Origin of the sequence: Amycolatopsis methanolica 239 (assembly GCF_000739085.1) — a bacterium.
GTDB lineage: Bacteria > Actinomycetota > Actinomycetes > Mycobacteriales > Pseudonocardiaceae > Amycolatopsis_E > Amycolatopsis_E methanolica.
This window is the reverse complement of the sequence record NZ_CP009110.1, coordinates 6,230,481-6,249,151: the sequence shown is the minus strand read 5'-3', so window position 1 is coordinate 6,249,151 and position 18,671 is coordinate 6,230,481. Positions and strand designations below refer to the sequence as shown.

At 69.3% G+C, this 18,671-nt stretch carries 19 protein-coding genes, 1 tRNA gene and 3 pseudogenes; 15 read left to right on the top strand and 8 right to left on the bottom strand.

Translation table 11 applies throughout. From position 1 onward, the window contains the following. Position 1 precedes the first annotated feature (1 nt). The 6 genes from AMETH_RS30325 to AMETH_RS41040 all read left to right on the top strand — a co-directional run bounded on the left by AMETH_RS30325 (position 2) and on the right by AMETH_RS41040 (position 4,614). Complete coding sequence (locus tag AMETH_RS30325) at positions 2 to 904, top strand: UTP--glucose-1-phosphate uridylyltransferase (RefSeq protein WP_017984983.1); 903 nt, start codon at positions 2 to 4, stop codon at positions 902 to 904. Next, positions 904 to 2,169, top strand: a complete 1,266-nt coding sequence (glp, locus tag AMETH_RS30320) for a molybdotransferase-like divisome protein Glp (RefSeq protein ID WP_017984982.1) — start codon at positions 904 to 906, stop codon at positions 2,167 to 2,169. Before AMETH_RS30325 ends, glp begins: the two co-directional genes overlap by 1 nt. Positions 2,170 to 2,178: 9 nt before the next feature. Next, positions 2,179 to 2,838 carry a GNAT family N-acetyltransferase gene (locus tag AMETH_RS30315; RefSeq protein ID WP_026153506.1) on the top strand — a complete coding sequence of 220 codons (660 nt, stop codon included), beginning with the start codon at positions 2,179 to 2,181 and terminating at the stop codon, positions 2,836 to 2,838. Positions 2,839 to 2,980: 142 nt separating this feature from the next. Continuing rightward, positions 2,981 to 3,739, top strand: coding sequence for a divisome protein SepX/GlpR (gene sepX / locus AMETH_RS30310; RefSeq protein ID WP_017984980.1), 759 nt, complete (start codon positions 2,981 to 2,983; stop codon positions 3,737 to 3,739). Between the two features lie 66 nt (positions 3,740 to 3,805). Then, positions 3,806 to 3,878: transfer RNA gene (locus AMETH_RS30305), tRNA-Ala, on the top strand. A gap of 211 nt (positions 3,879 to 4,089) precedes the next feature. After that, positions 4,090 to 4,614, top strand: coding sequence for a hypothetical protein (locus AMETH_RS41040; RefSeq protein ID WP_223842976.1), 525 nt, complete (start codon positions 4,090 to 4,092; stop codon positions 4,612 to 4,614). Here the strand turns inward: AMETH_RS41040 and AMETH_RS41035 are convergent. From AMETH_RS41035 to AMETH_RS41025, 4 genes and pseudogenes are all read right to left on the bottom strand, one after another. Continuing rightward, a pseudogene (locus tag AMETH_RS41035) lies at positions 4,564 to 5,091 on the bottom strand (recombinase family protein); the annotation flags it as partial. The gene AMETH_RS41040 and the pseudogene AMETH_RS41035 overlap by 51 nt on opposite strands. Further along, positions 5,016 to 5,747 carry a hypothetical protein gene (locus AMETH_RS41030; RefSeq protein WP_223842975.1) on the bottom strand — a complete coding sequence of 244 codons (732 nt, stop codon included), beginning with the start codon at positions 5,745 to 5,747 and terminating at the stop codon, positions 5,016 to 5,018. The pseudogene AMETH_RS41035 and the gene AMETH_RS41030, both read right to left, overlap by 76 nt. Positions 5,748 to 5,767: 20 nt before the next feature. Continuing rightward, a complete protein-coding gene (locus AMETH_RS30290) occupies positions 5,768 to 5,980 on the bottom strand; it encodes a hypothetical protein (RefSeq protein ID WP_017984979.1) in 213 nt (70 codons plus the stop codon). A gap of 9 nt (positions 5,981 to 5,989) precedes the next feature. Next, positions 5,990 to 6,184, bottom strand: a complete 195-nt coding sequence (locus tag AMETH_RS41025; protein WP_017984978.1) for a hypothetical protein — start codon at positions 6,182 to 6,184, stop codon at positions 5,990 to 5,992. A 232-nt stretch (positions 6,185 to 6,416) separates the two neighbouring features. Between AMETH_RS41025 and AMETH_RS36160 the strand changes: the two genes are divergently transcribed. Beyond that, the gene (locus AMETH_RS36160; RefSeq protein ID WP_017984977.1) at positions 6,417 to 6,944 is read left to right on the top strand and encodes a prepilin peptidase; all 528 of its coding nucleotides are present in this window, start codon (positions 6,417 to 6,419) and stop codon (positions 6,942 to 6,944) included. A 153-nt stretch (positions 6,945 to 7,097) separates the two neighbouring features. On the opposite strand, the pseudogene AMETH_RS41020 reads toward AMETH_RS36160, so the two are convergent. Further along, a pseudogene (locus AMETH_RS41020) lies at positions 7,098 to 7,256 on the bottom strand (NUDIX hydrolase); the annotation flags it as partial. A gap of 122 nt (positions 7,257 to 7,378) precedes the next feature. Between AMETH_RS41020 and AMETH_RS30280 the strand changes: the two are divergent. Then, entirely contained in the window at positions 7,379 to 7,843 is a 465-nt protein-coding gene (locus AMETH_RS30280) for an HD domain-containing protein (RefSeq protein WP_017984976.1), read from the top strand. Between the two features lie 276 nt (positions 7,844 to 8,119). Here the strand turns inward: AMETH_RS30280 and AMETH_RS30270 are convergent. The 3 genes and pseudogenes from AMETH_RS30270 to AMETH_RS30260 all read right to left on the bottom strand — a co-directional run. Next, positions 8,120 to 8,642, bottom strand: a pseudogene (locus tag AMETH_RS30270) (IS5 family transposase); the annotation flags it as partial. A gap of 62 nt (positions 8,643 to 8,704) precedes the next feature. Further along, positions 8,705 to 9,367, bottom strand: a complete 663-nt coding sequence (locus AMETH_RS30265; protein WP_017984973.1) for a GntR family transcriptional regulator — start codon at positions 9,365 to 9,367, stop codon at positions 8,705 to 8,707. Positions 9,368 to 9,878: 511 nt separating this feature from the next. Then, on the bottom strand, positions 9,879 to 11,372 hold the full coding sequence (locus tag AMETH_RS30260; RefSeq protein ID WP_081617616.1) for an aldehyde dehydrogenase family protein: 1,494 nt from the start codon (positions 11,370 to 11,372) through the stop codon (positions 9,879 to 9,881). Positions 11,373 to 11,385: 13 nt separating this feature from the next. Between AMETH_RS30260 and AMETH_RS30255 the strand changes: the two genes are divergently transcribed. The 7 genes from AMETH_RS30255 (at position 11,386) to AMETH_RS30225 (ending at position 18,668) form a co-directional block, all read left to right on the top strand. Beyond that, positions 11,386 to 12,834: a gamma-glutamyltransferase gene (locus tag AMETH_RS30255; protein WP_017984971.1), complete on the top strand. Its 1,449-nt coding sequence runs from the start codon at positions 11,386 to 11,388 to the stop codon at positions 12,832 to 12,834. Between the two features lie 39 nt (positions 12,835 to 12,873). Next, positions 12,874 to 13,500, top strand: coding sequence for an SRPBCC family protein (locus tag AMETH_RS30250; RefSeq protein WP_017984970.1), 627 nt, complete (start codon positions 12,874 to 12,876; stop codon positions 13,498 to 13,500). Then, on the top strand, positions 13,497 to 14,333 hold the full coding sequence (locus AMETH_RS30245; RefSeq protein WP_156131742.1) for an aspartate dehydrogenase domain-containing protein: 837 nt from the start codon (positions 13,497 to 13,499) through the stop codon (positions 14,331 to 14,333). The genes AMETH_RS30250 and AMETH_RS30245 overlap by 4 nt, the downstream gene beginning before the upstream one ends. Positions 14,334 to 14,420: 87 nt before the next feature. Further along, positions 14,421 to 14,810, top strand: a complete 390-nt coding sequence (locus AMETH_RS30240; protein ID WP_017984968.1) for a RidA family protein — start codon at positions 14,421 to 14,423, stop codon at positions 14,808 to 14,810. Then, positions 14,807 to 15,682: an FAD binding domain-containing protein gene (locus AMETH_RS30235; RefSeq protein WP_017984967.1), complete on the top strand. Its 876-nt coding sequence runs from the start codon at positions 14,807 to 14,809 to the stop codon at positions 15,680 to 15,682. The genes AMETH_RS30240 and AMETH_RS30235 overlap by 4 nt, the downstream gene beginning before the upstream one ends. After that, entirely contained in the window at positions 15,679 to 16,248 is a 570-nt protein-coding gene (locus tag AMETH_RS30230) for a (2Fe-2S)-binding protein (protein ID WP_017984966.1), read from the top strand. Before AMETH_RS30235 ends, AMETH_RS30230 begins: the two co-directional genes overlap by 4 nt. Then, complete coding sequence (locus AMETH_RS30225) at positions 16,245 to 18,668, top strand: xanthine dehydrogenase family protein molybdopterin-binding subunit (protein WP_017984965.1); 2,424 nt, start codon at positions 16,245 to 16,247, stop codon at positions 18,666 to 18,668. The genes AMETH_RS30230 and AMETH_RS30225 overlap by 4 nt, the downstream gene beginning before the upstream one ends. The last annotated feature ends 3 nt before the right edge of the window (positions 18,669 to 18,671 follow it).

The following is an 18,671-nucleotide window of genomic DNA, read 5'->3' as shown; positions in this document are numbered from 1 at the left end:
TATGACGGGCGCCTTCGACAATCACTCGTTCCGAACCGCAATCGTGCCGGCCGCGGGCCTGGGCACCCGGTTCCTGCCGACGACGAAAGCGGTTCCCAAGGAGCTACTCCCGGTGGTGGACACCCCGGGGATCGAGATCGTCGCGAGCGAAGCCGCGCAGGCCGGGGCGAAACGCCTGGTGATCGTCACCTCGCCGGGCAAGGAGTCCGTGGTCAACTACTTCCGGCCGTCGCCCGAGCTGGAGGCCAACCTCGAGCGCAAGGGCAAGTCCGCGCTGCTGGAGAAGGTCCGCCGCGGGGCGGAGCTGATCGACGTCGAGGTCGCGATCCAGGAGGAGGCGCTGGGCCTCGGGCACGCGGTGGCCCAGGCCGAGCCGAACCTGACCGACGAGGACGCGGCCGTCGCGGTGCTGCTGCCCGACGACCTGGTGCTGCCGGCCGGCGTGCTCTCGAAGATGGCCGAGGTGCGCGCCAAGCACGGCGGCAGCGTGCTGTGCGCGTTCGACATCCCGAAGGAGCAGATTTCGCCCTACGGCGTGTTCGACGTCACGGACACCGGCGACGCCGACGTGAAGCAGGTGCACGGCATGGTCGAGAAGCCCTCGCCGGAGGAAGCGCCGTCCACCTACGCGGCGGCCGGCCGCTACCTCCTCGACCGGGCGATCTTCGACGCCCTGCGTCGCATCGAGCCGGGCGCGGGTGGTGAACTGCAGCTCACCGATGCCGTCGCGCTGCTGATCGAGGAGGGCCACCCCGTGCACATCGTGGTCCACCGGGGCGGGCGGCACGACCTCGGCAACCCGGGCGGCTTCCTCAAGGCCGCCGTCGACTTCGCCCTCGACGACCCGGACTACGGGCCCGAACTACGCAACTGGCTGACCGAACGACTCGGGACCGATCGCTGATGACCGACCCCACCCCGGAGCCCGACCAGGCCGAGCAGGACCTCCGCTCGGTCGACGAGCAGATCGCCCGCGTCCTGCAGGCCGCGGTGCGCCCGCGACCCGTCCGCGTCGCGATCTCCGAAGCGCAGGGCCTGCTCTGCGCCGAGGAGGTCGTAGCCGAACACGCGCTGCCCGGCTTCGACCAGGCCGCCGTCGACGGTTACGCGGTGCGCAGCGTGGACGTGCGCGCCGACGGCGAGGAGCCCGTCCAGCTCCCGGTGGTGGGGGAGATCCCGGCCGGCTCGCGGCAGCCCCGGCGGCTGCAGCCCGGGCAGGCCGTCCGGGTCGCCACCGGGGCGCCGCTGCCGACCCTCGCCGACGCCGTCGTGCCGACCGCCTTCACCGACGGCCACCCCGCCAAGGTGACGATCCACCGCTCGGTGCCGTCCGCGGCGTACGTGCGGCGGACCGGTGAGGACGTGCAGATCGGCGACGTGGCTGTCCGCCAGGGCGACACGATCGGTGCGGCGCAGGTGGGCCTGCTCGCGGCGGTCGGCCGCTCGAAGGTGCTGGTCTACCCGCGGCCGCGGGTGTCGATCGTGTCGGTGGGCGACGAGCTGGTCGACATCGACCGCACCCCGACAACCGGCCAGGTCTACGACGTCAACTCCTACGCGCTCGCGGCCGCCGCGCGCGACGCGGGCGCCGAGGTCAGCCGCGTGGGGATCGTGCCGAGCGACCCGAAACGGCTGCGCGAGGTCGTCGAGGGCAGGCTGCTGATGTCCGAGGTCGTCGTGGTCGCGGGCGGCGCGGGTGGCACCGCGGGCGACGAGGTCCAGGCAGCCCTGTCCGACCTAGGCGAGATCGACATGACCCGCGTCGGCATGCACCCGGGATCCGCGCAGGGCTTCGGGCGGCTCGGCCCGGACTCGGTGCCGACCTTCCTGATCCCGGCCAACCCGATGAGCGCGCTGGTCGTGTTCGAGGTGCTGATCCGGCCGCTGATCCGCGCCGCCCGCGGCACCCGCAACCCGCACCGCCGCACGGTGAGCGCGCGACTGCTGTCGCCGGTGTCCTCGACCAAGGGCCGGCGCGGCTACCTGCGCGGGCAGCTGCTCCGCGACGAGAGCACCGGCGAGTACCTGGTGCAGCCGCTCGGCACGTCCGGCGCGCACCTGCTCGCGTCCCTGGCCGAAGCGAACTGCCTCGTCAACGTGGACGAGGACCTCACCGAGGTGCCCGCGGGCGAGCAGGTCAAGGTGACCTTCCTGGCACAGCGGGGTTAGAACTGTCCGGTGCAGCCAGCAGCGTATGACCTGGAGTCCCGCCACCCCGGGTGGCCGGCCCGGCTGGGCCCGATCCGGGTGGCGGCCGGTGACGTCGCGGTGCGGCCGATCCGCCTGCGCGACGCGGGCGACTGGAGCCGGACCCGGCTGCGCGACCAGGAGCACCTCGAGCCGTGGGAGCCGACCGGGCCGGGGCCGTGGCGCGACCGGAACAGTTACTGGTCCTGGCCCGCGCAGTGGACGGCGCTGCGGTCGCTGGCCCGGCGCGGCCAGTGCCTGCCGTACACGATCACGCTGGACGGCGAGTTCGCCGGGCAGATCACGGTTGGTAACGTGATCCGGGCCTCACTGCGCTCGGCCTGGGTCGGCTACTGGGTGTCCTCCTCCGTGGTGAAGGGTGGGGTCGCCACGGCGGCCGTCGCGCTCGTCGTGGACCACGCGTTCAGCTCCGCAGGCCTGCACCGCATCGAGGCGACCGTGCGGCCGGAGAACACACCGAGCATCAAGGTGCTGACCAAGGCGGGGTTCCGGCAGGAAGGCCTGTTCAAGCGGTATCTGGACGTGGCAGGCGACTGGCGGGACCACTACTGCTACGCGATGACGGTCGAGGAGAGCGGACCGGGCCTGGTGGCGCGCCTGGTAGCCGCCGGACGCGCCGAATACCTGTGACCGGGTCCGTTACCTAACCGCGAGTTTTTCACCGGATGGCGTGACCCTTTTTCTGCTTCCGAGCGGCGTGGCTCCGTCCTATCTGTTACTCCTGTGACTAGCGTGACGACATGTAGCAGTGAACGGGGGAGGTGAGAGGGGATTGCCCAGCTCGCTGATCATCGTCGCCTTGGCCGCGGCCTGGCTCGTCGTGCTCGTGCCCATGGTCGCCCGCAAGCGCCAGGCGGTCACGCAGACGGCCGACGCCGAACTGGCCGCCCGCGTGGTCCGCAGTGGCGGCGGCACAGACGACGCGGAGGAGGAGTTCGCGATGTCCGAAACCACCCAGCAAGTCGCTGAGGCCGACGACCGCGTCGACTACGACGACGTCGAAGAGTACGAAGAGGAGCCGGCACGCCGGTACGAGCCGGTGTCCGACCGCCGCTACCGGCCTGGCCGCGGCGGTTTCGACCCGGAGGCCGCGGAGATCGCCGCGCGCGCCAAGTACGCGTTCCGCCAGCGGGTCGTCCTCTGCCTGTTCCTGCTCGCGGTCGTCACAGCCGCCGGAGCCGGATTCCTGACCTCGTCGCTGTGGTGGCTGCACGGGGCCGTCGACCTCGTCCTGGTGGGTTACCTCGCCTACCTGCGTCGGCAGGTGCGCATCGAAGCCGAGATCCGCCAGCGCCGCATGGCCAGGCTCGGCTCCCGCCCCGCGGCGCGCCCCGTCCGCCGCGAGCGCCCCGCCGAGGAGCTCGACGTCGTCGAGCCGCCACACGAGGCCCCCGGTGTCGAGCGCCGCCCCTCGCCCGCGTCGCGCCTCCGCGGCCGCGCGGTGGTCGTCGACCTCGAAGACGAAGACCCCGCGTTCCACGACCTGGACGACCCGGACCAGCTCCCGTTCCGCCGCGCGGTCGGAGAGTAGACCCCCTCGCCGACCGCCTCCGGGCACTTGCTATGCTTCTGGAGCTTCCTTCGGGAAGTCCAGTAAGGGGCTGTAGCGCAGTTGGTAGCGCGTCTCGTTCGCATCGAGAAGGTCAGGGGTTCGATTCCCCTCAGCTCCACCCTAGGGGTCTTACTAGAACACGGCACCGAAACAACGCCACGTAGTAGGACCTGGACACCGTTGGTAGCCACGGGGCCGCCTCCCTTTCGGGAGGCGGCCCTTTTGGCATTTCGGGGCCGGGTGTCGGTTCGTGGTTCCGGCAGAGTCACGTCGGTGGTCTGCCAGTCGCTCTGGACGGCGTGCAGGTGTGCGAAGGGCTCCCGGAGGCTGTGGTCGGCGATCTGGTCGTCATCGACGTAGATGCTGTGGAAGATCGCTTGGTTGAGCATGCGACGTTGCTGTTCGTCGCAGCGGCGGTAGAGCTCTTGGGGGTTCTCCAGCAACTTGAGCGCGGCTTCGATGAGCCGGGCACTGTCGGAGAGGTTCTCGGTCGTGGTGGTGAGGCGTTCGGTCAGGCGTCGTCGTTGACGCGCGATCTCGCGAAGCTTGGTCTTGATCTTGTCCTGCCCGATGGTGGAGTCCGCCGCCAGCTCGATGAGATTCTCTTCGCGGGTGTCCAGCGCCTTCAACTCGGTGGTGAGTTGCTTGCGGAGCAGACGCTCGGAGGCTTCCTGCTCGTCGATGGCGCGAGCGACCTCGGCGCGCACGGTGGCGACGAACTGGGCGCTGAAGCGGATCGTCGCGTAATGGTTTTCCACTGCGTCTTCGATGAGGGCGACGTTGATATGCGGGGCTTCGCAGCTGCCGTTCTGCTTGTTGCGGCAGAAGAAGTAGGTGTATTCGCTGCCACGTGAGTTGACGGTGTGCTGGACGATCAGCCGCTGGGTGATGCCCGCCCGCTTGCAGCGTCCACAGAACAGCGAGCCCTTGAGGTAGTGGGGGTGCTCGCGGCGGCGTTCTCCCGCCGTGGAGCGGGATTCGAGGAGATCCTGGACGCGATCGAAGAGGTCATCGTCGATGAGCGGCTCGTGGCGCCCTTGGACCTCCTCGCCATCGACTTCCACGTACCCGAGGTAGTAGCGGTCCCGCAACATCATCGAGAGCTTGTTGATCGACACCTGCTTGGCGGGATGGCGACCGGTGGGTCGGGTGCGCAGGCCGCGATCGTAGAGCTCGTCGGACAGGTCTTCCAACGAGTGGTCACCGGTGACGTAGAGCTCTAACGCAAGCTGGACATAGGGAGCACGCTCGGGGTCTACGGCGATGGTGCGGATCTCGCGGCCGTCACCGACACACCGACCACAGAGGCTGTCGCCGACACCGGCCCCCACCCACTCGACAACCACATCCACGTCGGCAGATTCACCAGCTGATCGCCGACAGGGTTCGCCGCGATCGTCGGCGTGGGCAGCCGCAACTGCTTGCGCGCCATCTGCGCCAACTCGGCCGGCGAGGGCAACTGCGCCGCTCCAGGTTGCTGTCCATCCGCGATCCACACTGGTGGCCGGTACAGCCCGTCGGTTACGCCTGCGGTCGAGCATTGACAGACGTACCAGGAACCTTGCTGGCCTTGTGCTGGTTGGGCTGCTTGCGCCAGGACCACTCCACCCGCTGCTGGCCGGGTGAAGACAGCGGGTTGCGCGGTCGCGCCGCCGGTGTTCAGTGGCTTGGTGAAGGCGGCGGTGACCACGCCTCCGGATGGCGGCTGGTAGTCGCTCTTCACATAGGAGCACTTGGCCAGGTTCGAGTTCCCGCCGATGATCGTGTCGCCGGGGTTGCTGTTGCCCTTGCCAGGGTTGCCAGTGCCCGGACGTCCCGGTTTGTTGCTGTTGCCGGGGTTACCCGGTTTGCTGTTGTCGCCGCCTTTGCCCGCACCGAGGTCACAGACCGGGGCCGGCGTCTGGTCGCACGTTGTGCTGCCGTAGCCGCCGTCGGCGAGTGCCGGAGCCACACCGCATATGCCGCCGACGACCACCAGCCCTGTCACGATTGAAACGCGTCGTAGGTTCAACATGTCCCCGCCTCATGAACCCCGTACTCCGAGACCTTCCACGATCCATCCGCCTGCTTCTGGACGATCGCGTTGATGAGGTGCCGACCGCCCGGAGTGTCGTTGGCGAGCTGCCCGGTGTCGGCCTTGTACTTCAACCAGCGCGAATCGTCGGAGCAGTCCGTGATCACGATCTTGTTCGGGTTGTCGGGAGGTTCGACAGAGGACACCGAAGGTTCTTAAGTGGGTTCGCCCTTGGTCACCAGGCCGTTGTAGTGATCCGCGTACAAGGCCCGTGACATGTTCGTCAGCGCGATTCCGGTCGCGTACCGCCCCAGCTTCGGCGACTGCCAGTCCGATGTGGTCCCGGCGGCGACGAAGTCCCGCCACCTACCTCGGTACGACGCGAGGGCGTCCTGCTTGGCGTTGTCCACAACAGACGATGCCGTGGTCGACGGAGCCGAAGTCGTTGGCGCCTGCCCGGTCGCCTGGGTCGTGCCGGACGATGGGGCGGTCGTGCCGGAACTACATACTTTGAAGTCGGAAAGGTATCCGCCGCGTTCATCACGGCGTGGGCGGGGGCGGGGGCGGGAGTCCCTCGTTGGCGCCGCCCTGGCATTCGGCTTCCAACGCCTGCTCACGACACCTCCGATCGCAGCCCTCGCGATGCGGCTCACTGCCACGCTCCTGACCGCCCTCATGTTCGGCGCCCTTGCCTGGCGCTTCGGTCATCAGTTCGACTTGCTGCCGTACAGCGTGCTCGCCGCACTCGGTGTAGCACTCGGCGTGATCGACGTCCTCGAGCAACGACTACCCAGCGTGCTCGTCTACTCGGGCGTCGCCATCGTCGGTGCGCTGCTGGCGACCTCGGCGATCCTGCACTCCAAAGGACTGGACTTCGTACGCGCCCTGGTCGGCATGGCAGTCATCGCAATCCTCTACCTGGTGCTTGCGTTGGTGTCCGGAGGCGGGCTGGGGGCCGGCGACGTGAAACTGGGCGGTCTACTCGGCCTCCCGCTCGGCTGGTTGAGCTGGTCGGCACTCGTCACGGCCACCGTCCTCGGCTGGTTCGCAGCCGCCCTGGTGTGGCTCCTGGTTCGGGCAACCCGACGAAGACCGCAGGGCTCGTTGGTGCCTATGGGACCGTTTCTCCTGGTCGGGGCGTTGATCACGATCGTGGTCGTTCCGGGGTGACGTTCGCTGAAGCTTCGCCTGCTGCCACGATGGCACCTCGGAGTAGTCGACGGCCCCACTCGACAACGCCTGCTGTGCACGGGAAAGGCGCTGGGCCATGTCCGGCCGAAGCCTTCGACTGGCTTCCTCGGGCTCGAACATCGCGAACTCGCTGACTTCAGGGTCAATCGCGCGCACGTTGGCCAACTGATCTCTGGTCAGCGTTCCGCCGTCGAAGATGAACACGAGCTGGTCGTCCCATGGACCGTGGGGGCCGATCCAGTCCAGCACGAGTAGCCGCCCCGCGATGATGGTGACGCCGAGTTCCTCCACGAGTTCGCGCTCTGCTGCCTTTGCGGGGTGGCTCGTTGCTTTTCAGCCATCCCGCCGGGCAGGTCCCAGTGCTCCTTGTACGTCGGATTCACCGTACGGGGTGGTGGCATGTCGGTGTCCGCGTGCCCGGGTCGGTCGCCGAACACACCTTCCGGACGGCGCAGATCGCGGCGCTGCTCGCCGCGGAGGAAGGCGCGAACCCCGAGCGAGCCGCGTTCCTCGCGCTCTGGCACGACACGCAGGAGACGCGGACCGGGGATATCCCGCACACCGCGGCCAAGTACATGACCAAGCCCGAACCGTGCGAGATCACCGCCGACCAGACGGACGCCCTTCCGGTCACGTCCCGCGACATGGTGCGGACCGCGGTCGACGAATACGAGACCCGGCAGACCATCGAAGCAAAATGCGCGAAGGACGCCGACAAGCTCGAAATGCTGCTCCAGGCCGTCGAGTACCGGGAAACCGGCGTCGAGCGCGTCGCCGGACGGATCGAGTCCGGTCGCAAGGGGCTTGCGACCGAAACCGCTCGACGTATCGCGGAGGCAGCGGTAACCCTGTCGCCGCTGGCCTGGCGCGACCGTTGAGAGCCGGTCGGGTCAACCCCAACAGGTACTCCCGCCGGGACGTGTCTCGGAGTAGCGCTTGATCGCCGAGCAGTTGCCGCGGTAGGCGGTGTAGTCGTCGAGAGCACCGAGTTGCCCGTCCGGGGGCGCCTCGGCGTAGTCACCGGGCGCGAGCATGAGGACCTTGTCGCCCGAGTAGTTCGAGAAGTAGCGCTTGTCCACGCTCGACTTTGGAACGAACTTCGGATCGCTCTGCGCGGCGGCCGATGACGCCGGCGAGGCGCTGACCGTGACCGGTCGCGGGTGACGCCGTTCGCTGGTCGGGGGCAGTCGAACACGTACGTCGAGCGAGTCGTGGGTGTTCGCGGCGGAGACCGCGACCGTGAGCGGCAGCCCGGCACGGTCGGACAAGAGGTGGATTTTCGAGCCGGGCTTACCTCGGTCGACCGGGCTGGGACCGGTCAGAGATCCCCTTTTTCGCGCGGACGGAGGCACCGTCCACGATCGCACGACTCCAGTCGAGCAAGCCATGGCTGCCCAGTTCGTCGAGCAGAACACGATGGAGCGCGCGCCATGGCCCGGCCTCGGTCCGCAGCGTGAAGCGACGATGCGCGGTCTGGAACGGCACCCCGAACGAGGGCGGCAGATCCCGCCAAGCACATCCGCTGGTCAGCACGTACACGATCGCGGTGAACACCTGCCGCGGATCCAACGGCGCGGTCCCGCCACCCTGCGGACGCGGCGTGAACGCAGGGATCAACGGCTCCACCAGTTCCCGCAACTCATCCGGCACAAGACGCAACGACAACCGATCAACCACAACCACGATCATGGCGCGTCAGCCACTGATCGCCACGTAAGACACGTTCTAATGGGCCGGTGCTACGGCGTGCGTCCCCATTTCTCGCGGAGGATGTCGTGCGTGCGCTCGATGTGCTCGCGGGCCGCCGCGCGGGCTGCCTCAACATCCCGCGCGTCGAGGGCGTCGAGGATCGGGTCGTGCTCGGCGAAGCGGTCCATCCGGACGTTGCTGAACAGCCAATGGACCTTGCGGTCGAGGATCTTGAGGAAGGCATTCAGCATGCCGTGGCGGGCAAGAGCGGCCAGCTCGTGGTGGAACTCGGCGTTGAGCCGCATGGCGTTCCGCTGGTCGCCGGCCGTGGCGGCGGCGGCCCCGGCGTCGGAGAGCGCGCGCAACCGGGCCACGTCCTCCAGCGAGGCGCGGCGCACGGCGAGTCCGATGGCCTCGACCTCGAGCAGCCTGCGCATGTCGAAGATCTCATCGATGTCGGTAATCTGCGGCGTGCGAACACGTGCGATGCCGCGGGGACGGCGCTCGAGCCAGCCCTCGGCCTCGAGCTGCTGGAGGGCCTCGCGCACCGGGAGGCGGCTCGTACCGAGCAGTTCCGCCGTCTGGTTTTCGCGGATCGACCCGCCGGGTGGGATCTCGCCCGAGACGATCATTTCGACGAGCCGGTCGTAGACCTGCTCGCGCAGCGTCTGACTGGCGCTGCCGACCAGCGCCCCTTGCGATACGGCCGTCATCGTTTCTCCACCTCATCAACCACCACTCTGCTCATCGACCATATCAATTCTTGACGACCAGATGGCTAAGAAGTAACGGTGCGCTCACCCTGGGACATGGCTCGCCGCACTTCACCGCTGCAGAAGCAGCTCATGGGTGGTGACGATGTGTCGGCGAGCGGGGCCGGTGCGCGCCTCTGGACATCTTGTGCGTCCAGAGGCGCGCACACGATCGTCTTCGACGAGCCGTCTATCCGGACGTTGTTCGGCAGCCGGTGGATCTTCCGGTCGAGGAAGGCCGGGAACGAGTCCGGGAGGTCTAGCGTGCCGGCGTCGTCAGCTCGTGATGAACAGGCGGTGTCGGATTGACTGGATCGCCGACGTCGATCAACGGCCGCGGCCGCGCGACTCCGGTCACTGAACAGTGATTCTCCCGGATGGCCCGCCGGACGGGGTCTCTCCGGCCGACGAGCATCTCGACGAGCTGGCCCTATAGCCGCTCCTGCAAGGTGTGATCGCCGCGTGTCGTACGTCAATTGTGGCGGAGACCCACGAACTTGAGGGTTGAGAGCTCCTCCATCGCGTACCGCACACCCTCGCGACCAAGCCCGCTGCGCCCGACACCGCCGAACGGGTAGGTGTCCAGCCGGAACCGGGTGGCCTCGTTGATCCACACGGAGCCGGCCCGGAGCCCGCGGGCCGCGGCGAAGGCCCGGTCGAGGTCACGAGTGAAGCACGCGGCCTGCAGTCCCACATCGACGGAATTGGCGACGGCCAACGCGTCGTCGAGATCGTCGACGGACTGGACGACGACGACGGGGCCGAAGACCTCCTCGCGCAGCAGGCGCGAGTCCGGGTGCGGGTCGGTCACCACGGTCGGGCCGAGGTAGAGCGAGTCCGTGCGGCCATCGAGGGCGATCCGCCCGCCGCGGGCCTCGGCGTCGTCGACGAGTTCGACGACCCGGTCCCGGGACCGCCGGTGGATCATCGGGCCGAGGTCGGTCGCTGTCTCGGCCGGGTCCCCGACAACGAGGCCGCGAGCCGCGGCGAGGAACGCGGCGAGGAACTCGTCGTGTGCCGAACGTTCGACGAGGATCCGTTGGGCGGAGATGCACTGCTGCCCGCTCGCCCCGAAGGCCGCGCCGGTGATCCGGGTGGCCGCGTCGGCGATGTCGGCGTCGGCCAGGACGATATTCGGCGCGTTCGAGCCGAGCTCGAGCAGGACCGGCTTGATCCCCGCCTCCCGGAGTACGGCCTCGCCGGCGACCGTGCCGCCGGTGAGAGACACCGCGTCGACCCTCGGGTCGCGCGAGAGGCCGAGCACGACTTCCGGGCCGCCGTGCAAAACCTGCAGTACACCGTCGGGCAACACGCTGGAGATGGCGCCGACGAGGCGTTCGACGACCAGCGCGGCCTCAGGCGAGGGCTTGACGATGACCGTGTTACCCATCGCCAGGGCCGGTGCGACCTTCTGCAGGGTCAGGTTGACGGGGGCGTTGAACGGGGTCACCGCGGCGATCACCCCCAGCGGCTCGCGCCAGGTCATGCCGGTGCGGCCCTCGCCGCCCGGAACGGCGTCGAGCGGCAGGGTCTCGCCGCCGAGTGAGCTGAGCTCCTCGGCGCAGCGCAGCAACATGTCCGAGCCGCGGTTCGCCTCGGCGCGGGCGAAACGCACTGGCTTGCCCAGGCCTCGGACCAGATCATCGACCAAAGCGTCACGCTGTTCGTCGACCGCGACGGCTGCCTGGCGAAGTAACGCGGCGCGGCGGTGGGCAGGCAGCGCGGCGAACTCCACGGCGGCAGACGCGGCCTTCGCGATCGCGCTCGCGACGTCGGCAGGTCCGGCGTTGGTGACGGTCCCCAGCGTCGCGCCGTCGACCGGTGACCGCACCTCGGTCCTCAAGACGTCCGTGGTTTCGGCCTGCTCGACCCGGGAGTCGATCTTCGTCGCCATGTCTTCGCCGCCAATCGTCCAGAATTCTGGGTAGTCAAACCTTTTTTTGTATACTACGTTAGATCTGAGCATACAAGGAGTGGTAATGCACAGTGTTCCCGAAGAGGCGGCGATCGCCCAGTACCGTGCGACTAGCGAGCGTGCGGTCGTCACCGCCGCCACTCCGATGGCCGCCGACGCAGGTGTCGCGGTCCTGCGTGACGGCGGGACCGTCTACGACGCCGTGGTGGCGGCAGCGCTCGTCGAGACGGTGATGTTGCCTCCCAAGTGTGGGCTCGCGGGTGACGTCGTCGCCCTGGTGAAGCGCGCGGACGCCGCCGAGCCGGAAGCGCTGCTCTCGATCGGGACAGCTCCTCGCGCCCTGGCCGAGACGCTCGCCACGCGACCCCTGTCGGCGGTCGGGGGGCTCTCCGTCGGTATTCCCGGTGCGCCGGCGGGATACCGGGCGTTGGCCGAACGCGGCCGGATGTCTCTCGCCCGGCTCGCCGCACCGGCGATCGAGCTGGCCCGCGACGGGTTCGCCTGGACCGAGATCGGCGCTTACCTCACCGAGCGCTCGGTCGAGGTACTCCGCGCGCAGAACCCCGACGGCGTCGTCTACCTGCCAGGGGGACAACCCGCCGCGGCGGGGACGCACACGAAGGCGCCTGGCCTTGCCGAGGTCCTGGAACGCTACGTCGCCCACCCTGAGGCGCTGTTCGCCGACAGGCTCGGGGACGCGGTATATGAGGCGATCCGCCGCAGGGGCGGGGTGATCGAGCGCGACGAGCTCGACAGTGCGCGCGCGGTCTGGAGCGCGCCAGCGACGGGCGCGGCCGGCGCCCGGCGGTTGTGGGCCACTCCCGGGCCCACCCATGGCCCCTCCCTGCTCGACGCGGTCGTGGCGTCCGCTCGGGACTGCTCGGCGGGTGAGCTGGTCGCCTGCGTCGAGGCCGCGATCGCGCACCGGGTTCGCACCTACGGGGACCGGTCATCGGGCGGTGGCACCTCGGTGGTCACTGCGGCCGACCGCAACGGCGACGCTGTGGTGCTGGTGCACTCGAACTCGTTCCAGCGCTACGGCAGCGGCATCGTCGTCGAGCCCTACGGCTTGGTGCTGTCCAACCGCCCCGGCCGAGGCTTTGCCGCCACCCCGGGGCACCCCAACTTCCCCGCCGCGGGCCGCAGACCGGTCACCACGCTGCATGCGTGGGCGGTGGGCCTTGAGGACGGCACCCTGATGATGGGTGCCACCCCGGGCGGGGAAAACCAGATGCGCTGGAACTCCCAGACCGTCACGAACGTGCTCGACGGGGTCCACGACCCGGCGGCCCTCGTTGTCGCGCCCCGCTGGGGGCGCTTCGGCGACCGGCTTGTCGTCGAGGAGGGGTTCTGTGCGGCGGATCTGGTGAGCCTGCGGGCTCGCGGTGAGTTCGACCGGGCCGGACGACACTCGCTGCGCTCCGCTCAGCAGGTGCTCCGTCTACCGGGCGACCACGGCCCGTTGTCGGCCGGTGCCGACCCCCGCACCGGCGCCGCCGCGCGCGGCCTGTGATCAGCCGATCTTCTTGATCCACCATCGAAAGGACGACTTGTGCAGCTCGAACACACCTTCATCATCGCAGCGCCGCTAGACAAGGCATGGGCGGCACTGAACGATCCCGCGCGCGTCGCTCCGTGCTTCCCCGGCGCGGCGCTGACCGAGGCCGCCGGTGACGAGTTCGCCGGGACCGTGAAGATCAAGGTCGGCCCGATCTCCATGACCTACAAGGGCAAGGGCACCTACCAAGAGCGCGACGACAGCGACCACCGCGTGGTCATCGGCGCGTCCGGGCGCGACACCCGCGGCAACGGCACCGCTGCCGCCACGTTGACCGGCACGCTCCGCGCCGCCGGTGCGGACAAGACCGAGGTCACCGTGATCACCGATATGACTATCACGGGAAGGCCGGCCCAGTTCGGCCGAGGCGTCATCTCCGACGTCGCGGACTCGATCATCGGCCGGTTCTCCTCGTCCCTGGCGGAGTCGCTGACCGCCCCGTCCGCTCAGGCCGCCACACCGGCGGAGTCGGTTCCGGCGTCCGCGGCTTCGGTCGAGCCGCTCGACCTGCTCGGCGCGGCCCCGATGCTGCGTTGGGCTGGTCCCGCGGCCGTAGGCGTTCTCGCCCTCGCCGTCGCGGGCCTGTGCGCCGCCCTGTTCCGCCGCAGGCGGTCCTGGTGACGGCGGAATCTCTCGCCCGGTCCGAGGCCGGTGTCGACGCGATGCGGGTCGGTCTCGTCGGCTACGGCGCGATCGGTCGTCAGGTAGTGGAAGCGCTCATTGCGGGCCGGGTGCCGGGGGCCGTGCTCGCCGGGATCATGGATAAGGCGGGCGCCCCGGAGGAGTTCGCCGTCGCGGACGTCGACGCCCTCGTGGACACCGCGGACATCATCGTGGAGGCGGCGGGCTCGCAGGCTCTGCAGGAAATCGCACCCGCGGTTCTCGAGCGTGGCGGCACTCTTCTCGCGGTGTCCACCGGGGCGTTTCTCCGGCCCGCGGTGCGACCGCTGCTAGATCACCCTGGGCCGGGCCGGATCATCCTGAGCACCGGTGCGATCGCCGGCCTCGACCTGATTCGCGCGGCACGGCTCTCGGGCTCCGGGGTCCGGGTGGACCTTCGCACGACGAAGCGCCCGCCCGCGCTCGTGCAACCCTGGATGTCAGACGAGCAGCGCGACGGGTTGCAGCAGGCCCGTCCGGGTGACGCGCCATCCGTTGTCTTCAGTGGCGGACCGGAGCAAGCCGCGGAGCTGTTCCCCGCCAACCTCAATGTCGCCGCGGCGCTGGCCCTGGCCGTCGATTCGCCCGAGGCGGTGCACGTAGAGCTGGTGGCCGATCCGAACGCGGAGCGGACCAGGCACGAGGTGACCGTCACCTCGGACCTCGGCGTGCATCGGTTCGTCTTGGAGAACTACCCGAGCCCAGCTAACCCCGCGACCAGCGCACTGGTCGCGTGGGCGGTGCTGCGCTGCCTCGCCGACCTGGGCCCTCGGGCTCGTCCGGCGTTCCGTTAGACGCAAACGGACAGCCGTCCGCTTGTGACACAAAGTTTTCAAGATTAGATCTTGTCAACTAAAAATAACTTGGAATACCGTGTGGGAATGACGACTGAAGCTCACTCGCCCGTCGACCGGGCCCACCCTTACTCGCCCGCGAGGCTCGTAGGTGACACGGCCTACGTCTCCGGCGCCCTAGCTGTCGATCGCGCGGGTGAGCCGGTCACAGGGGCCAGCGAAGCGCTCGACGCGGCCCTCGACCGCCTTGAGGAGCGACTCGGCACTGTCGGGCTCTGCTTGGCAGATCTCGTCAAGCTGACCTACTTCGTCACCGACATCAGCCTCCGCGAAGCTGCCAATGATCAGCTGATCGCCCGGTTCGAGGCTCCCCGCCCGGCGCGCAGCTTCCTCGCCGTCTCGGCTCTGCCTTATGGGGCCACGGTCGAGATCGAGGCGGTAGCCCGGCGACAAGCCGACGACGGCACCGCGCGATGAAGCCCGCGGCGTTCGCCTACGAGGCGCCAGGGACCGCGGCAGAGGCGGTAGATCTGCTGGCCCGGCACGGTGAGGATGCCAAGTTCCTGGCCGGCGGTCAGAGCCTGCTGCCGCTGCTCGGACTGCGACTCGCCGCGCCCACGGCACTGATCGACCTGAACGGCGTGACCGAGCTGGCGCACCACCGGCACACACCCGACGAGCTCGTGGTCGGCGCGCTGTGTCGACACCGCGACATCGAGCTCGACCCGCGCGTCGCGGCCCGGTCGCCGATGATCGCCGAGGCCGTCCGTCACATCGGCCACGTGGCCATCCGCAACCGGGGGACCGTCGGGGGCAGCCTCGTTCACGCCGACCCCTCCGCGGAGTGGACCGTCCTGGCGATGCTGCTCGACGCCACGTTCGTGATCCTCGGTCCGTCCGGCGCGCGGACCCTTGGCGCGGCCGAGTTCTTCGACGGCTTCCTGGCCACCACCCTCGAGCCAGGTGAGCTTCTCACCGAGGTCCGGTTCCCGCTGGCCTCGCCCACGACCGGCACCGCCTTCGTCGAGCTTGCCCGCCGCCACGGCGACTTCGCCATCGCGTCTGCCGCGGCGGCCCTGGAGACCGACGGCGACGGTCGCATCACGAGCGCGCGCCTGGCCGCCTCCGGCGCCGCGCCCGCGGTCGTGCGGCTGACCGCTGCCGAGGAAGCGCTCCGTGGCAGACCAGTTGGGGAGGCCGCCTTCGCGGAAGCCGCCGATGCCGCCGTCGAGGCCGCTGAGCCCACCCCGGACCTGCATGGAGACGCCGAGTACCGGCGGCGGCTGGTGGGCGTCATAGTCCGGCGGGCCCTCACCCGCGCCGCCGAGAGGATCGAGGACAACTCATGAGCGTCCAGGCCACCGGCCAGGAAATCGCGATCACCCTGGCTGTCAACGGTGCCACGCTGACGGCCGAGGCCGAACCCCGGATCAGTCTGGCGGACTTCCTGCGCGACAAGCTCGGGCTGACCGGCACGCACCTCGGGTGCGAGCACGGTGTGTGCGGTGCCTGCACCGTCCTGCTCGACGGCTACTCCGCCCGGGCGTGCCTGGTGCTGGCCGTCACCGCGCAACGCCACGAGATCACGACGATCGAGGGGATCGCGCAGGACGGTGAACTCGACGAGGTCCAGCAGGCGTTCTCCGAGCAGCACGGCCTGCAGTGCGGGTTCTGCACGCCGGGCTTCGTCATGGCGACCCAGGAGTTCCTCGCCGAGGGACACCCCACCGACGACGCGACGATCCGCGACCAGCTCGGCGGCAACATCTGCCGCTGCACCGGCTACTCCGCGATCGTGCGGGCGGTGCAGTGCGCGGCGGACAAACGGGCAGCCTGCGGGTCCGCCTGCGGTGCCGCCGACAAGGGGACGCCGTCCGTGGACGGGGAGCGAACTGAACCGGAGGACGCAGCATGACCGCCACCCTGCCAGCCCATTCCGGCCACGTGGTCCCGGAAGTGGAGTCCGCGCCACCGCCGGGCACCTCCTGGGTCGGCCGCAGCGTCCGGCGTAAGGAAGACCGGCCGCTCGTCACAGGTACGGGCACCTACGTCGCCGACATCGAACTGCCCGGCATGCTCGAGGTCGCGATGCTGCGCAGCGGCGTCGCGCACGCCCGGATCGTCTCGATCGATACCAGCGCGGCGGAAAGCCTGCCCGGCGTGCACGCGGTGATCACCGGGACGGACATCGCGGACGCGGTCAAGCCGTTCAGCCGGTTCGTCGACCAGGAGCACACCCCGCCCGGACTCGCCGAGGCGGCGTCGCCGGTCACTCTCCCGTGTGACATCGAGGTGCTCCCGGTGGACCGGGTCCGCTACGTCGGCCAGGCGATCGCCGCGGTCATCGCGACCGACCGCTACGTCGCCGAGGACGCGCTCGGACTGATCGAAGTCGAGTACTCCGACCTTCCGGTGATCGTCGACCCCGAGGAAGCGATCGCCGACGGGGCCCCGTTGCTGCATGAAGACATACCCCGCAACACCCAGGCCTACTTCGAGGTCGAGGCGGGCGACGTCACCGCCGCCTTCGCTAAGGCGACGCACACCGACAGCTTCCGCTTCACCACCCAGCGGCAGGCCGGCGTACCTATGGAGACCCGCGGCGTGGTCGCAACTTTCGACCGAGTCGCCGACGAGCTGCAAGTCTGGAGCTCGACCCAGGCGCCGTTCATGGTCCGGACCCGTATCTGCGAGCAGCTCGACGTGCCCGAGCACAAGGTCCGCGTGACCGCGCCCGACGTCGGCGGCGGGTTCGGCCCGAAGGTGCAGGTCTACCCCGAGGAGGTGCTCATGGCGCACCTCGCCCTTACCTACCGCATCCCGCTGCGGTGGATCGAGGATCGCCTAGAGCACCTCACCTCCACCGCCCACTCCCGCGACCAGATCCACTTCGTCGACGTCGCCTACGAGCCAGACGGCACCGTCGTCGCCATCGACGACCGCTTCCTGCTGGACTGCGGCGCCTACAATCCGTTCTCCATCACCTGCGCGTACAACAGTGCCGCGCACTTCCGCAGCCTCTACCAGGTGCCGCACTTTCGCTCGCGCGGCGAGTGCGTGCTCACCAACAAGACGCCGAACGTCCCCTACCGCGGCGCAGGACGACCGGAGGCCATCTTCGCGATGGACCGGCTCGTCGTCGAGATCGCACGCAAGCTGGGCCTCGACCCAGTCGAGGTCATGCGGCGCAACCTCGTGCCCGTGGAAGACATGCCCTGCTCGCGGGGGATGCCGTACCGGGACGGCAACGAGATCGTCTACGACGCCGTCGACTTTCCTTCAGCCTTCGACAAGGCGCTCGCCGCCGTCGACTACGAGCGGCACAAGCACGACCAGCAGGCACTGCGCGAGCGCGGCGTTTGGCGCGGCATCGGTGTCGGCACCTACGTCGAGGGCACCGGCATCGGCCCCTTCGAGGGCGCCCAGGTCGAGCTCACGCCCGCCGGCGTCGTTCTGGTCGGCGCCGGCAGCGCACCGCACGGCCAGAGCCACCGCACTACGTTAGCCCAGATCGCGTGCGATGAGCTCGGGACGCACATCGACCAGGTCATCGTGCGTGCCGGGGACACCGCCGTGGTGCCCTACGGCTGCGGAACGTTCGCCTCGCGCAGCGCGGTGACCGCGGGCTCGGCCGTTCTGGTCGCCTCCCGCAGGCTCCGCGAGCGCATCGTCGCGATCGCCGCCACCATCCTCGGCGCGCCGCGGGAGACCCTCGAGCTCGCCGACTCGACGGTCTTCGTCGCCGACGAGCCCGATCGGATGGTGACCTTCGCCCAGATCGCCGCTGCCGCCGCGCCCGGCCCACACTCGCAGGTCCCGAAGGACTTCGAAGCCGGGATCAAGGAGACCTACTACTTCGTTCCGCCTACGGTGACCTTCGGCTACGGCTTCCAGGTCGCCGAGGTCGAGGTCGACGTCGAAACCGGCTTCGTGGACCTGAAGAACATGGTGATCGTGCACGACTGCGGGCGCATCATCCACCCCCAGATCGTTGACGGGCAGATCCAAGGGGGGGTCGCCCAGGGCATCGGCGCCGCCCTCTACGAGCAGCTGGTCTACGACCCGCAGGGGCAGCCGCAGACCACGACATTCATGGACTACCTGCTGCCCACGATGAACGACATCCCGGTGGCGCACCAGATCCACCTGGAGACCCCGTCCGAGCGCAACCCGCTCGGCGTCAAGGGAGTCGGCGAGGCGGGGACGATCTCCCCTCCCGCCGCGATCGCCAACGCCGTCGTCGACGCCCTAGCCCCGCTCGGCGTCTCGATCGACCGGCTCCCCGTCACCCCGTTCAGCGTGCACCAGGCCATCGAACGGGCACGCACGGCGTAGCTC

What these genes read in the sequence shown, in the direction of transcription:
- AMETH_RS30325 (WP_017984983.1), top strand. Translation starts at nt 2, where the DNA reads ATGACGGGCGCCTTCGACAATCACTCGTTCCGAACCGCAATCGTGCCG.
- glp (WP_017984982.1), top strand. Translation starts at nt 904, where the DNA reads ATGACCGACCCCACCCCGGAGCCCGACCAGGCCGAGCAGGACCTCCGC.
- AMETH_RS36160 (WP_017984977.1), top strand. Translation starts at nt 6,417, where the DNA reads ATGCGGCTCACTGCCACGCTCCTGACCGCCCTCATGTTCGGCGCCCTT.
- AMETH_RS30265 (WP_017984973.1), bottom strand. Translation starts at nt 9,367, where the DNA reads ATGACGGCCGTATCGCAAGGGGCGCTGGTCGGCAGCGCCAGTCAGACG.
- AMETH_RS30260 (WP_081617616.1), bottom strand. Translation starts at nt 11,372, where the DNA reads ATGCTCAGATCTAACGTAGTATACAAAAAAAGGTTTGACTACCCAGAA.
- AMETH_RS30255 (WP_017984971.1), top strand. Translation starts at nt 11,386, where the DNA reads ATGCACAGTGTTCCCGAAGAGGCGGCGATCGCCCAGTACCGTGCGACT.
- AMETH_RS30240 (WP_017984968.1), top strand. Translation starts at nt 14,421, where the DNA reads ATGACGACTGAAGCTCACTCGCCCGTCGACCGGGCCCACCCTTACTCG.
- AMETH_RS30235 (WP_017984967.1), top strand. Translation starts at nt 14,807, where the DNA reads ATGAAGCCCGCGGCGTTCGCCTACGAGGCGCCAGGGACCGCGGCAGAG.
- AMETH_RS30230 (WP_017984966.1), top strand. Translation starts at nt 15,679, where the DNA reads ATGAGCGTCCAGGCCACCGGCCAGGAAATCGCGATCACCCTGGCTGTC.
- AMETH_RS30225 (WP_017984965.1), top strand. Translation starts at nt 16,245, where the DNA reads ATGACCGCCACCCTGCCAGCCCATTCCGGCCACGTGGTCCCGGAAGTG.